At 69.1% G+C, this 13,531-nt stretch carries 13 protein-coding genes and 1 pseudogene; 7 read left to right on the top strand and 7 right to left on the bottom strand.

Translation table 11 applies throughout. The annotated features are described in order from the left end of the window. Nucleotides 1-1,124: 1,124 nt before the first annotated feature. The 7 genes and pseudogenes from ACV4UX_RS13375 to ACV4UX_RS13345 form a co-directional block, all read right to left on the bottom strand. Nucleotides 1,125-1,367 (bottom strand): annotated as a pseudogene (locus ACV4UX_RS13375) (integrase core domain-containing protein); the annotation flags it as partial. Nucleotides 1,368-1,453: 86 nt separating this feature from the next. Further along, entirely contained in the window at nucleotides 1,454-3,172 is a 1,719-nt protein-coding gene (locus tag ACV4UX_RS13370) for an FAD-dependent oxidoreductase (protein ID WP_491593777.1), read from the bottom strand. 315 nt (nucleotides 3,173-3,487) lie between these two features. Continuing rightward, the gene (gene tmcA / locus ACV4UX_RS13365; RefSeq protein WP_491593776.1) at nucleotides 3,488-3,880 is read right to left on the bottom strand and encodes an acidic tetraheme cytochrome c3 TmcA; all 393 of its coding nucleotides are present in this window, start codon (nucleotides 3,878-3,880) and stop codon (nucleotides 3,488-3,490) included. A gap of 15 nt (nucleotides 3,881-3,895) precedes the next feature. After that, a complete protein-coding gene (tmcB, locus tag ACV4UX_RS13360; RefSeq protein WP_491593775.1) occupies nucleotides 3,896-5,215 on the bottom strand; it encodes an electron transfer complex ferredoxin TmcB in 1,320 nt (439 codons plus the stop codon). Nucleotides 5,216-5,240: 25 nt separating this feature from the next. Continuing rightward, nucleotides 5,241-5,900, bottom strand: coding sequence for a TmcC family electron transfer complex membrane anchor subunit (tmcC, locus tag ACV4UX_RS13355; protein WP_491593774.1), 660 nt, complete (start codon nucleotides 5,898-5,900; stop codon nucleotides 5,241-5,243). Between the two features lie 11 nt (nucleotides 5,901-5,911). Further along, nucleotides 5,912-7,180, bottom strand: a complete 1,269-nt coding sequence (gene tmcD, locus ACV4UX_RS13350) for an electron transfer complex subunit TmcD (protein WP_491593773.1) — start codon at nucleotides 7,178-7,180, stop codon at nucleotides 5,912-5,914. A gap of 29 nt (nucleotides 7,181-7,209) precedes the next feature. After that, entirely contained in the window at nucleotides 7,210-7,653 is a 444-nt protein-coding gene (locus tag ACV4UX_RS13345; protein ID WP_491593772.1) for a fused DSP-PTPase phosphatase/NAD kinase-like protein, read from the bottom strand. A gap of 487 nt (nucleotides 7,654-8,140) precedes the next feature. Here ACV4UX_RS13345 and ACV4UX_RS13340 point away from each other — a divergent pair, with 487 nt between their 5' ends. From ACV4UX_RS13340 to ACV4UX_RS13310, 7 genes are all read left to right on the top strand, one after another. After that, nucleotides 8,141-9,460, top strand: coding sequence for a sigma-54 interaction domain-containing protein (locus ACV4UX_RS13340; RefSeq protein ID WP_491593771.1), 1,320 nt, complete (start codon nucleotides 8,141-8,143; stop codon nucleotides 9,458-9,460). 174 nt (nucleotides 9,461-9,634) lie between these two features. Beyond that, complete coding sequence (locus tag ACV4UX_RS13335; protein WP_491593770.1) at nucleotides 9,635-10,012, top strand: DUF134 domain-containing protein; 378 nt, start codon at nucleotides 9,635-9,637, stop codon at nucleotides 10,010-10,012. Next, entirely contained in the window at nucleotides 10,009-10,290 is a 282-nt protein-coding gene (locus ACV4UX_RS13330) for a hypothetical protein (protein ID WP_491593769.1), read from the top strand. Before ACV4UX_RS13335 ends, ACV4UX_RS13330 begins: the two co-directional genes overlap by 4 nt. Before the next feature lie 291 nt (nucleotides 10,291-10,581). After that, nucleotides 10,582-11,271, top strand: a complete 690-nt coding sequence (locus ACV4UX_RS13325) for a DUF134 domain-containing protein (protein ID WP_491593768.1) — start codon at nucleotides 10,582-10,584, stop codon at nucleotides 11,269-11,271. Between the two features lie 7 nt (nucleotides 11,272-11,278). Beyond that, the gene (locus tag ACV4UX_RS13320; RefSeq protein ID WP_491593767.1) at nucleotides 11,279-12,145 is read left to right on the top strand and encodes a nucleotide-binding protein; all 867 of its coding nucleotides are present in this window, start codon (nucleotides 11,279-11,281) and stop codon (nucleotides 12,143-12,145) included. Continuing rightward, a complete protein-coding gene (locus ACV4UX_RS13315; RefSeq protein WP_491593766.1) occupies nucleotides 12,138-13,034 on the top strand; it encodes an ATP-binding protein in 897 nt (298 codons plus the stop codon). Before ACV4UX_RS13320 ends, ACV4UX_RS13315 begins: the two co-directional genes overlap by 8 nt. Nucleotides 13,035-13,052: 18 nt before the next feature. Then, nucleotides 13,053-13,430 (top strand): NifB/NifX family molybdenum-iron cluster-binding protein, encoded by a 378-nt coding sequence (locus ACV4UX_RS13310; protein ID WP_491593765.1) that lies wholly within the window; start codon nucleotides 13,053-13,055, stop codon nucleotides 13,428-13,430. The last annotated feature ends 101 nt before the right edge of the window (nucleotides 13,431-13,531 follow it).

Raw genomic sequence — 13,531 nt, 5'->3', positions numbered from 1 at the left:
GGACATGGCTGCCTCCATCCTGAAAGATGAAGGCTGTTTACCATGAATTACGAACAGTTGGAAGGTTTATTGAGGCGTTTTGCCGTGCAGGGGTCTCAAATTGCACCCGGATTTTCGGACCCCCCTCCTCCCCGGCGATGGGACCCACGCCGCGATCCGGGTGCCCGGGTGGGGGTGGCCCCCTGCTCTCACCTCGCCCTGCCCCCCACTGGCCGCGCCGCCCCCTGGCCCTGCCCGTTGCCTTCGGCCTTGGAAGTGATTACGTCCTTCTCAGAAGCGGCATCGACCTGACCACCGGAAAGGCCCACCGGGGACCCGTCTTCGGCCAAAGACGTGGGCGCAATGAGGGGAACCGGTCGTCCCTCCAGGTCCGATCGCCGCTGGCCCGCAAGTTCAGTCTGACTTCCGGAAAGGCCCTCCGGTTTGCCCGCCTTGGATTCGTCCACGTTGCGAGGAATATGAGGAAGAGGCCGCCCTCCAGAATGCACAAGCAGCGACATCGCGGGCTCGACCACCGGAAAGGCCCACCGGGGGCTCTCCCTCTTCGGAGGGGGAGATAGCGATGGAGGATACGTGCGGTCGCCCTCCCGAGCCCAATTGCCGCTTTGTTTTTTCCTCCTTGTTACGATTGCTTTGCGTCCCGGAGTATAAACCGGTGTTAGGGTGGACTCGACGCCACTCGACGCAACAGCCCGGGTCGTCTCGTGACGGTCCGGGCTCGTGCTTCTGGGAAGTCTGTTCTCCAAAAATTGATACCGGTTTTCGAGAGACCCGGCCCACGGTGAATCGCCGCAAGCTGAGCCACCACCCCGACTTGGCACCACCTTTTATGCTTTGTTTTGACATAACAAACGGCAGCCACCTCTCTCGCGTAGGCCCTGCCTCATCTATCACTTCAGCCCTTGCGCAGGCCCAGCCACCGCTTCCTCATTGACTCTATCAGCCCAGCCACCTTGAGGACCAATTCTGGGCGTGGACGAGAAGACATTTTGCATAGGGCACGATTACGTGACTATGGCGTGGACCTGACCAACAGCTGAACTAATCCCGAGGCCGACGAGAGCAAAGCGGAAAGCCAGGGAGCAGTTTACCTTTGGCTGACCTGTCGGCTATCTTCGGACCACTCAATTCTTGAGGGTGGCCCCCAGGTTCAGGTTGTAGCCGATCAACCCTGCGTAGACCTTCGGGGTCATCTTGCCCAAGCTTGAGTGGGGCCGTACCTCGTTGTAGAGCCTGCGCCAGTCCTCAATGACGACTTTTGCTTCCACTCTGGAGCGAAACCACTCCATGGACAGGCACTCGTCACGGAACTTCCCGTTTAAGCTTTCGAGCATCCCGTTCTGCCAAGGCTTTACGGGATCGACCAGGCGAAACCCGTCCATTCAGTTCCTGCTCCTTTGCTTCCTGTACAGGCGAAACCAGTGCTCTCTGGAACAAATGGAGCTGTCGTGAGTCACGGAGCCGATCCGTGATTCGTGAGCGCGGCCATCCCGCCCTGGATGCTGACCACGTCGCGGAAGCCGGCGTCCTGGAGCGTGACCAGAGCCTCGTAGCTGCGCGCCCCCGTGTTGCAGACCACCACCACCTGCCTGTCCCGGGGGATCTCCTGGCAGCGCTCCCTGATGCTCCCCTGCGGGATGTTGTGCCAGCGCTCCCCCAGGCATTGCAGCAGCTGCCGGGCGTCGGGCTCCTCCCGGCAGTCCAGGAAGTAGGGGCTCGATCCGTTGCCGCCTTCCCTGGTCCAGAGGGCCTCGAAGCCGTCCGGCCCGATCACGGCGTTGCGCCGGGCCAGCACGTTGTCGGCCAGGTTGCCCAGGCTGTTCAGGATGTCCATGGCCGACGAGAACGGCGGGGAATAGGCCATCTCCAGGTTGGAGAGGTCGTCCAGGACCGGGCGGAAGCGCAGCATGGCCGCCACGGCGTTCACGCGTCCCACCAGGGCGTCCCCGGCCCCGCCGAAGCCGAAGATGCCCAGGATGCGCCGCGTGCCGCGCTCGAACACCAGCTCCAGGGTCATGGACTCCCGGGTGGGATAGAAGTGCGCCCTGTCGGGCTGCACGAGGAGCACGCCCAGGGCGTCGAAGCCGCGCTCCCGGGCCGTGGCCAGGGTCAGCCCGGCCCCGGCGACGGACTTCTCGAAGAGCTTGACCACGAAGGAGCCCACCGCGCCCTCGAACTGGGCGGACCCGCCCGCCAGGTTGGTGCCGATCACCCGGCCCTGGCGGTTGGCCATGGACCCCATGGGCAGGTAGAAGGCGTCTCCGGTGATGAGATGGCGCAACTCCACGCAGTCGCCTCCGGCAAAGATGCGCGCGTCCGAGGTCTGGAGCCTAGCGTTCACCACGATGCCGCCCCGGGCCGACACGTCCAGACCGGCCCGGCGGGCCAGGTCCGTCTGGGGGACCACCCCGGCGGCCACGATCACCAGGTCGGCCTCCAGGCGGGAGGCGTCGGTGCGCACGCCGCACACGCGCCCGGCCTCGTCGCCCGTGAACTCGCGCACGCTCTCGCCCAGGTGGAAGCGAACGCCCTTGGAGCGCAGGTGCCTGAGCGCCATGCGCGCAAGCACCGGGCTCACCACGCGCGGCAGGATCTGCGGCGCGATCTCCACCACCGAGGTCTCCACGCCCCACATGTCCGAGAGGGCCTCGGCCATCTCCAGCCCGATGAACCCCGCGCCCACCACCACGGCCTTTTTCACGCGGCCCTTGGCCACGGCGTCGCGGATGCGCTCGGCGTCGTGCAGGGTGGAGACGTGGCGCACGCCGCCCAGATCCTCGCCGGGCGCGCCCAGGCGTCTGGGGCTGGCGCCGGTGGCGATCACCAGCTTGTCGTAGGGCAGGTCGAGCGCTTCGCCGCTGACGAGACGCCTGGCGCGCACCACGCGGGCCGCGCGGTCGATCTCCAGGGCCTCCACGCCGGTGAGCACGTCCACGCCCTTGGTGTCGCGGAAGAAGGCCTCGTCGCGCACCATGTGGAAGCTCGTGGAGCGCAGGGCGCTGGCGTCGGAGACGTCGCCCGACACGAAGTAGGGGATGCCGCACCCGCCGTAGGAGATGAGCTCCTCGCGGTCGATCATGGTGACGCGCGAACCGGGCTCCATGCGCTTGAAACGGGCCGCGGCCTTGGGGCCCAAGGCCACCGCTCCGATGACGACGACGTGCTGGGACATGGGGGATGCTCCCCGCAGGCCCCGGGTGGTCCGGGCGGGGCCTTGCGCTTTTGGGTTGTTTGAGTCACACGGAATCCTGGCCGCGCGCCCGGTCGCCGGAGACGCCAATCCCTTGAGCGCCCGGGACGCACGGCCAGGCCCGTTCCACGGCTTCCCCTCTCTGGAAGCCGTCCATCGTCGCGTGTTCCCGCCCGCGCGCCTTCGGGGCAGCTCCGGCGTGCGGATGCGGGATCGCGTTCTCCGGTTCACTTCGCGCGCCGTCCGCGCGCCCGTGGCAAGGCCCGGGCGCGCGGAGGCGGTTGCGGGCGCGACGCCCTATTTTCCGGGGTTCCTCGGGTGGCATTCGCCGCAGGCCACCGGCCCGGCGGCCTTGGCCTCGTGGCATTCGCCGCACTGGCGGTGGAAGGCCCGCATGAGCGGCATGCCCTTCTTTCCGCCAGCCAGGGTGTGGCATTCGGAGCACGGGGTTCCCGAGGAGTCGCCCTTTGGGTCGATCTTTCCGTCCTTGGCCCCGTGGTGGCAGGCCTTGCAGTCGTCGATCTTGGCCTTCCGGTTGTGCTCGTCGTGCTTGAAGGGCACGGGCGGGCGGGTGGGCCTGGCGAACGCGGGGTCGGCCAGTTGCGTGACGGCGTCCTGGGAATAGAGCGTGCCGCAGAGTGCGGCCACCGCCAGGAGGGCCAGGCAAAGCGTGAGGATCTTCTTTTTCATGGGGGCCTCCGGCGGCTAGTTCTCGGGTTTTTCCATGCACTCGTAGATCAGGTCGCCCAGGAACTTGAGCTTCATGTCCAGCTTGTAGTGGTGGATGATGTCTTCGAGCCCGCCGTGGCAGTTGTGGCAGGGGGCGATGACGGTCTTGACGCCCGTGGCCGCCAGCTGCTCGGCCTTGACCTTGTTGCCGTGCACGCGGGTGTTGCGGAAGGGCGGGCCGCAGTTGATCACGCCGCCCCCGGCCGAGCAGCAGTAGTTGTGTTCGCGGTTGGGGGTCATCTCCACCACGTTGGCGCACAGGGCGCGGGCCACCTCGCGGCCCATCTCGTGCAGGCCCATGCCGCGCACGATGTTGCAGGGGTCGTGGAAGGTGACGGGCTCCTCGAACTGCTTGGCGATCTTGATCTTCCCGCTGGTGATCAGCTCGTGGTAGAACTGCACGGCGTGGATCACGGGCACGGGCTCGTCGCGCCAGCCCAGCCAGCGGTTGCCCACGTCATGTACGGAGCGGAAGGCGTGCCCGCACTCGCCCATGACGATGCGCTTCACGCCCAGGCGCTGGGCGCACTCGAAGTGGGAGCGCTTGAGGCGGCCCATGATCTCGTAGTCGCCCGAGTACATGGCCATGTCGGAGTTGTCCCAGCCCGGGGTGGCGGGCATGGTCCAGTCCACGCCCGCTGCGTGCATGATCACGGCGGCCTGGTAGATGAGCTGCGTGCGGAACTTGGGCTCCGGCCCGATGACCGAATACATGATCTCGGCCCCGTGCTTGTCCAGGGGGATGCGCAGGTTCGGGATCTCGTCGCGGGCCTCGGCCTCCTGCCACATGAGGGAGTCGATCCACTCGTCGTCCTTGACCCACATCTGGTTCATGGTGGCGGAGTGGCTGTGGGCGGTGTCCTGGATGTACTGGGGCGTTACGCCCAGCTTGTGGCAGATGCGCCGCATGAGGCCCACCACGTAGGCGATGTCGATGCCGAAGGGGCAGTACATGGCGCAGCGCTTGCACAGGTTGCATTCGGTATAGGCCACGCGGGAGGCCCGGGCGATGTAGTCCGGGCTTACGGCCCCGCCCTTGTCCAGGATGCCCCAGAGGGTCTGCTTCACCTTGGCCACGGGGGCGTAGCGCGGGTCGCGGTCGTGGGAATGGAAGAAGTGGCAGGCCTCGGCGCAGAGGCCGCAGTGGGCGCAGGTGTCCACGTAGGCCTTGAGCCTCGCTCCGCCCTCGGACTCCAGAACCGCCCCGACCACCTTGGCGATCTTCTCCGGGGTGAGCCTGGCCACCCCCTCGTCCAGGCCCTTGTCCTTCACCAGTTCGTACGGCTGGGAACTCATTCGCTTCTCCTTGTGACGCTTGCGGTTACCAGTCGCGGGCGTGGCGCACTGCGCCGAACTCGGAACCGATGTAGGCCCTGGTCAACGGGGCGTAGAGCATGTGGCTCAGGCGTGAGAAAGGGATGGCCACGAGCATGGCCTCGCCTGAGAGCATGTGCAGGATGGTCATGAACTGCGCCCCGCCGATCTGGTGATAGGCCAGGATGCCCGTGACGAAGGGCGCGGCTGCCAGGGCCAGGATCACGTAGTCCGAGGCCGAGGTGACGAACTTCACTTCGGGCACGGTGAGGCGGCGCACCAGGAAGTAGACGCACGCGCCCACCACCACGAAACTCATGGCGTCGGCCAGTCCCTCGGGCAGGGTGGGCCAGGAGAGGCCCAGGGCCTTGTCCAGCATGGCCACGTGCCCGATGACGAAGAGCGGCAGCACCAGCAGGAAGAGGTGGAACACGAAGGCCGCCACGGTGAGCCCCGGATTCTTGCGGGAGCTCTCGCTCATGAAGGGCACGGCCCAGTGCAGGATGGAGCGCAGGGCGTGGGGCCAGCTGAAGTATTCGAAGACGTAGATGTCCTTCTGCTTCGAGAGCTGCACCAGGGTGTAGAGCTTCCAGGCGCTGCCGCCCACGAAGAGGACCAGGGACGCCCAGACCAGAGGGCCGCTGACGAAGTTGTACAGAGCGTTCACGGGGATCTCCTTCAGGCCGGCCTGGCAGCGTCCAGGGTGAGGACGTGGCGGATGACTTTGCGCCCGTCGAAGCACTTGACCAGGAGCCGCGTGCCGTCGGGCGAGAACACGGGGTCCAGGCAGTCCATGGCGCCCATGTCCAGGATGGAGCCGTTGAGCGCCACCACGCGCCGTCCCTGGGCTTCGGCCATGGCGGCCACGCGCCGCCCGTCCGGGCTGAACACGGGGGCCCAGAGCCGCTCGAAGGAGGCGTTCCAGGGCTGGCCGTCCACCAGCATGGTCCATGCGCCGGGCCTGCCGGCCACGGCGGCGAAGCGCTTGCCGTCGGGGCTCACGGCTAGGTCGCGCACCACCTCGTGGGCCGTGTTCCAGTGCTTGTCGTCCACGGCCACGGTCCACTTGCCGTAGGCGGGGCTGACGATGGCCGCGAGGCGCGCGCCGTCGGGGCTGAACACCTGATGCCAGAGCTGGTAGTAGTCGCCGGACCAGGCGCGCCGCCCGTCCACGGCCAGGGTCCACTTGCCCGCCTGGCGCACCGGGGCGGCCACGCGGCGACCGTCGGGGCTGAACACGGGCTCCCACACCCCGGCGAAGGTCTCGCGCCAGGCCACGCCGTCCACGGCGACGGAATACTCGTAGAGATTGTGCCGGACCTCGGCGGCCACCCGGGAGCCGTCCGGGCTGAAGGCCACGCCCCAGACGTTCATGAAGGTCTTGTCCCAGGCCACGCCGTCCACGGCGGCGGAAAAGATGCCGGACTGGAACTTGTCGATCTCCGCCTGCCCCAGGGGGGTGGTCTGCACGGCGGCTGCCGTGCGGCCGCCGGCGGGGCTCATGACGGGGTTGTTGGCGTTGGGGTAGAGGGTCTCCCAGGGCGTGCCGTCCACGGCCAGGCCGTATTCGCCTTCGACCTGCACGCAGAGGGCGATCCGGGAGTCGTCCTGGCTGAAGAGCGGGTTCCAGGCGAAGTCGAAGCTCTCCTCCCAGGCCTCGCCGTCCACGGCCAGTGTCCAGAGCCCGTCGACCTGGACGAGCGCCGTGAGCCGCCCGTCCGGGGCGTGGCGCAGGTTCCAGATCTTCTCGAAGGGGGTGGGCCACGCCTCGCCGCCGGCCACTACGGTGAAGGCGTCGTCCTCCGCCAGCTTGGCCACGGCGGCCACGGTGGAGCCGTCGGGGTGAATGCACGGCTCCTCGACCCATTCATAGCGTTCCCGCCAGGCGGCGAGGTCGGCCACGGTGCGTGTGCCGGTCTCCCAGTCGAAGTCTCTCGCTTTGAGCATCGCTTCTCCGGATGGTGCTTGTTCCGCGATCACACGGAATGATGTTGGAAGTGGTTGTTGAGCATGTCGCCCCTGTGGCTCGAATAGAACTCCAGGATGAAGTTCTTGAGTCCCAGCTCCTTGTCGAGGGCCAGTCCGTACTGTTTGGCCTTGTGGAAGACCTCCAGCACCGAGTCGCCCATCCTGGCGCAGGCCAGGAAGCACAGTGCGCCCGCCGGGCGCTTCCCGCCTGTCGAGAATGCATAGACAGGGGCCTTGGACGGATCGAAGATGCAGTCCCGGAAAGCGTCGATCTGCCGGACATCGACGCGCCGCCTGGAGATGGGCTTGCGCACGAAGGCAAGCCCCAATTCCGCAGCCGTGGCCTCCAACGCCTCGGCGGTTCCCTCGCCGGGTTCCCGGACGTCCACCAGGGTCCTGACGCCCAATCGGGCCAGTTCCCTGAGCGCCTCGCCATCGGGGACTCCGCCCACGCGGACCCCCTCGCACGTGATGCCGCTGTCCATAGCCTTGCCTCGCTGTTGCGGTGTTGGCCTCGGGTCCCGCGCGCCCGCCGGATGGAGTGGGGTCGAACCCGGCGGGCGCGGACGGGGACGCTTCACGACGGCCCCTCTTGAGCAAGTGGCGTACCTTCGCGGAGGCGAGCGTGGAAAAGCCGGAAATCCGGGTGGTTGAAAGTCAGGCGGGTGTTGCGTCAGCCGGGTGATGGGTGTAGCCTGTTGCGGATATGAAACATGAAATGTTCCACACCTGGAACCGGGGCAGGCGGCGCTCCGCGCCCTCCCTCCCCACCGGCGGGTGCGCAGGGGCTCCCGGCGTGGATCGGTCGTCCGCCCGCCCGGCCCGCGCGCGGTTGGCGCGATCGGTGCAGGCGCTCCGGGCGTCATGCCCCCTCAAGACGCACCCCTCGGACCCCGCCCCCCGGCCCCGGGGCTCCCTGCCGCCTCGGAGGAGGGCAGCGTGAGCCTCAAGGAATGGCTCGACGAGGGGTCCATCCTCGATTCCATGGGCCTGGGCGTGTTCGCCGTGGACCAGGAGTGGAGCATCACCTTCTTCAGCCGCGAGGCCGAGCGCATCACGGGCTTTTCGGCCCGTGAGGCCGTGGGCGCAAAGTGCTGGGAGGTGTTCTGCACGGAGTTCTGCAACCACCGCTGCTACCTCCAGAAGGCCATCCGCCAGGGCAAGAGCGAGGCCAAGCGGCGAGTCCACTTCCTGAGCCGCGACGGGCGCAGGATCCCCCTGGAGATCACCGCCTCGGTGCTGCGCGACGCCAAGGGCAAGGTGATCGGCGGGGTGGAGTGCTTTTCGGACAAGCTGGTGCCCACGGCGGCCCCGCCCCAGGGCTCCTCGGCCGAGATCATCGGCCGCTCCAGGCCCATGCAGCGCCTCTACGCCACCCTGGGGGCCGTTTCGCGCACCGACGCCTCGGTGCTGCTCACGGGCGAGACCGGCACGGGCAAGGGCCTCTTCGCCCGGGCCATCCACGCCAACAGCACCCGGCGCACCGGACCCTTCGTGGACGTGAACTGCGCGGCCCTGCCCGAAAACCTGCTGGAGTCGGAGCTCTTCGGCTACCGCAAGGGCGCGTTCACCGGGGCGGGCAAGGACAAGCCCGGCCTCTTCGAGGCCGCCTCGGGCGGCACGATCTTTCTCGACGAGATCGGCGACCTGCCCCCCGGGCTCCAGGCCAAACTCCTCCAGGCCCTGGAGGACGGACGCTTCCACCCCCTGGGCTCGGTGAAGCCCGTGCAGGTGGACGTGCGCGTGATCTCGGCCACCAACCGCGACCTGCGCTCCCGGGTGGCCTCGGGCCACTTCCGCTCCGACCTCTACTACCGCCTGCGCGTGCTGGAGATCGAGCTGCCTCCCCTGCGCGAACGCCCGGGAGACTGCGAACTGCTCACCGACCACTTCGTGCGCATCTCGGCCGCGCGCTACGGCATCGCCACGCCGCCCATCTCCCGGGCCACGCGGCGCGCCCTGGCCGCGTGCCGCTTCCCGGGCAACGTGCGCGAACTCAAGCACGCCGTGGAGCACGCGGTGATCCTCTGCCAGGGCCGGACCATCGAGCCCGGGCACCTGCCCGCCTACATCCTCGTCTCGCCCGACCCCGCGCCCCGCCCGGAGGTCGAGGGCCGCGCCCAGACCATCCGCGAGCGCGAGCGCGTCATGCTCCAGGAGGCCCTCATGGAGAACGGCTACTCCGTGCTGGAAACCTGCCGCGCCCTGGGCGTGAGCCGCACCACCCTCTGGCGCAAGATGAAGAAGCACAGCCTCTAGCAGCCCGTTGAAGAATCCTCGCTGGCAAGGCGACTGTTGCGCGAGCCTCTAGCCGTGCGGAGGCCTTCGCCGCGCCGGGCGGGCCTCCCGGCGTCCGCCGGTTTTCGCGCGTCCCCTTGACACCCCCGGAGTGCCGCACTAGTTATGAACATAGTTTCATAACAAGGAGCCAACGTGCCCCGCCCGAGAAAACGACGCTGCATCGCCCAGGCCCCGCCGGCCATGTTCTACAAGCCCCAAGGCGTCCCCCTGGAGCAGTTGCGGGGGGTGGTCCTGCGCCTGGAGGGCTTCGAGGCCCTGCGCCTAGTGGACGCCGAAGGCCTGAGCCAGGAAGAGGCGGCCGTGCGCATGGAGGTCTCGCGCCCCACGCTGTGCCGCATCCTGGGCGAGGCCCGGGCCGTGGTGGCCAGGGCCCTGGCCAACGGCTGGGCCATCCGCATCGAGCAGGAGGTCCTGGAAGACCCGGAACCCCGGGCCGACGCCCCCTGCCGGGGGCGCGGCCGCCGCTGCGGGCGCGGGCGCTCGGCTCCGCAAACCACGGAGGAACCATGAACGGTCAAGGATTCGGTCGAAACGGACGGCAGGGCCAGGGCGGCGGCATGGGCCGCGCCCAGGGCCGGGGCCGTGGAATGAGGCAGGGACAGGGCGGCATGGGCCAGGGGCTCGGCGCGTGCGGCCAGGGCCTCGTCGACACGGACGCGACGGCCCAGGCCGCTCCGGACGCGGCGGCCCAGACCGGGGACGCCGCGCGCCAGGACCCCGCGCAGGACCCCGGAGGCCTGCGCGGCCGCCTGCGCCGCCGCGACGGCTCGTGCGGCCGCGCCGTGTAGCCCGCCCCGTGAACTCGCCGCCGCGTCGCGCGCGGCGGCCCGCGAGAGGGAGGCCCGTGCCTCCCTGAGACTGCTGACAAAGTCGGCTTTGCGACTTTGTCAGCAGCCCTGCGCGCAGCGCAGCCTGGAGCAGGGCGGCTTTGCCGCCCGTAAGCGACTCTCACAAACCCCGTCCTCGGGGTTTGTCATCAAGCAGAGGGAGGCCCGCGCCTCCCTGAATTTTTCGCGCAGGACATTGACAACCCACCCCCGCAGTCATAATGCTCATTTGAGCAAAACAAAGGAACCTCGATGCCCAGGCCGCGCCTCTGCCGCAAAGTGACCGAAACGCCCAAGGCCAGCTACTTCAAGCCCCGGGGCATCCCCCTGAGCGAGCTGGGCGAGGCCTACCTCACCGTGGAGGGCCTGGAGGCCCTCCGGCTGGCCGACCTGGAGAGCCTGACCACCGCCGAGGCCGCCCGGCTCATGGGCGTCTCGCGCCATACCTTCGGGCGCATCCTGGGCCAGGCCCGGCGCGCCGTTGCCGACGCCCTGGTGAACGCCCTGGCCCTGCGCATCGAAGGCGGAGACTACGCCGTGGACGGCCCCGGGCACGAGACCCCGCCGACCGCAAGGAGGACACCCGACATGAACATCGTCGCCGTGAGCGCCGAAGGACCTTCCCTGGACGACGCCGTGGACGCCCGCTTCGGGCGCGCCGCAGGCTTTGTGGTGGTGAACCTGGAAACCATGGCCACCAGCTGGCTGGACAACGGGGCCTCCCAGGCCATGGCCCACGGCGCTGGCATCCAGACCGCCGAACGCATCGCCGACGCGGGCGCGGGCGTGCTGCTCACGGGCATCGTTGGCCCCAAGGCCTTCCAGGCCCTGGAGGCCGCCGGGGTCAAGGTGGGCCAGAACCTGGAGGGGCTCACCGTGGGCCAGGCCGTCAACCGCTACAAGGCCGGCGAGGTCCCCTTCGCCGACGGCCCCAACAAGTAGGCCCGCCGTGATCGTGGCGGTGGCCAGCGGCAAGGGGGGCACGGGCAAGACCACCGTGTGCGCCTCCCTGGCCTCGGTGTGGGAGCGCCCCGCTGTGGCCGTGGACCTGGACGTGGAGGAGCCTAACCTCCACCTCTTCCTGCGCCCCGTGGTGCGCTGGCGCGAGGCGGCCACCCTGGAGACGCCCGTGGCGGACCCCATGCGCTGCACCCTGTGCCGCAAGTGCACGGACCTCTGTCAGTTCAAGGCCGTGGCCGTGCTGGGCAAGCGCCTGGCGGTGTTCCCCGAGATGTGCCACGGCTGCGGCGGCTGTCTGGCCGTTTGCCCCGAGGGGGCTCTCGGCCCCGGAAGTCGGGAGTTGGGCTCGGTGGAGGGCGGGGAGACACGCAACGGACACTACCTCTCGGGCAGGCTGCGCGTGGGCGAGGCCATGAGCCCGCCGCTGCAGCGCGCGGTCAAGGCGCGCCTCGCGAGCATCCTCGCTCGCACGGGCGCCGACGCCCTCCTGGACTGTCCCCCGGGCGTGAGCTGCCCGGCCGTAAACGCCGTGCGCGACGCCCATGTGATCCTGCTGGTGGCGGAGCCCACGCCCTTCGGTATCCACGATTTCACCCTCGCCCTGGAGGCCTTCGCACCTCTGGATATACCCATGGGCGTGGTGATCAACCGCGCGGGGCACGCCGACGTCACCGTCACCCGGCTCTGCGCCGAGAAGGGCGTGCCCGTGCTTCTGGAAATCCCCTACGACCGCGAAATCGCCCGAGAATACGCCTCGGGCGGGGTGCTGGCGGCCATGAACCCGCGCATGGCCGCGCGCTTCGCGGACCTGCGCGACGCCGTGCTGCGCCTGGGCAAGGAGGCCGCCCATGCGTGAGATCGTCGTCGTGAGCGGCAAGGGCGGCACGGGCAAGACCTCGCTCACCGCCGCCTTCGCGGAACTGGCCGGACGCGCCGTGGTCTGCGACCTGGACGTGGACGCGGCCGACCTCCATCTCGTGCTCACCCCCACCCCGGAGCGCCGCGAAGAGTTCTATTCCGGCCACGAGGCCGTCATCGACCCGGCGCGCTGCACGGGCTGCGGAACCTGCGCGACCCTGTGCCGCTTCGGGGCCGTGCTCCCGGAATTCGGTGTCTTTCGCATCGACCCCTCGCGCTGCGAGGGGTGCAAGGTCTGCGTGTCCCTCTGCCCCGAAGCGGCCGTGGACTTCCCCGAGCGCCGTTGCGGCGAGTGGTTCACCGGCCAGACACGCTTCGGCACGCTGGTGCACGCCAGGCTCACGCCCGGGGCGGAGAACTCCGGGCAGCTCGTCTCGCTGCTCAAGAAGGAGGCCCGGGCCATCGCCCTGGCCGACGGCCTGGATCTGGTGCTCTGCGACGGCTCGCCCGGCATCGGCTGCCCGGTGATCAGCTCCCTGGCCGGGGCCAACCTGGCGGTGGCCGTCACCGAGCCAACGCCCTCGGGCCGCCACGACCTGGAGCGCCTCCTGGAGCTGTGCGCCAGGCTGCGCACCCGGGCCTGCTGCGTGCTCAACAAGTGCGACCTCAACGCCGCCGAGGCCCGGGCCATCGAGAAGCTGTGCGCTGCGCGCGACGTGGAGGTGGTGGCCCGCCTGCCCCACGACGACATCGTGTTCGAGGCCATGCTCCGGGGCCGGGCCGTCACGGAGCTGCCCGGCGCCCCCATGGCCGCACTGCTGAAAAAGGCATGGAATCGACTGGCCGCCCTCTCGGAGCTGGGCAGACCCGCTCCCTGGCGGCCCTGAACCCTCAAGGAGACTGACATGGAATCGCTGATCGTCGCCATCCCCTCGGATAACCCGGGCGGCCTGGAGGCTCGCGTGGGCGAGCACTTCGGCCACTGCGAACTCTACACCCTGGTGGAAATCCAGGGCGAGCGCGTCCTCTCGGTGGGCACGCTGCCCAACGTCCCCCACCAGCACGGCGGCTGCATGGCCCCGGTGGAACACCTGGCCGGCAACGGCGTGCGCGCCCTCATCGCCGGGGGCATGGGCATGCGCCCGCTCATGGGCTTCCAGCAGAAGGGCATCGCCGTCTACCACGGCGGCAAGGCCCCCAGCGTGGGCCACGCCGTGCAGGAACTGCTCGAAGGCAAACTGGCGCGCTTCTCCACCGACTTCACCTGCGGCGGCTGCTCCTGACGCGGGCCTGGCCCTGTCCCGCGCCAGGCTTCTCGGCCGGCGCGCAGTCCGCGCCGCGCGCGGGCCGGGTGGTTCCGGCCCGCGCGCGCCAGCGAAAGGAA

It is taken from the genome of Fundidesulfovibrio sp. (assembly GCF_058402725.1).
Note: the sequence above shows the minus strand (reverse complement) of the source record. Positions and strands in the feature narration are given on the sequence as shown.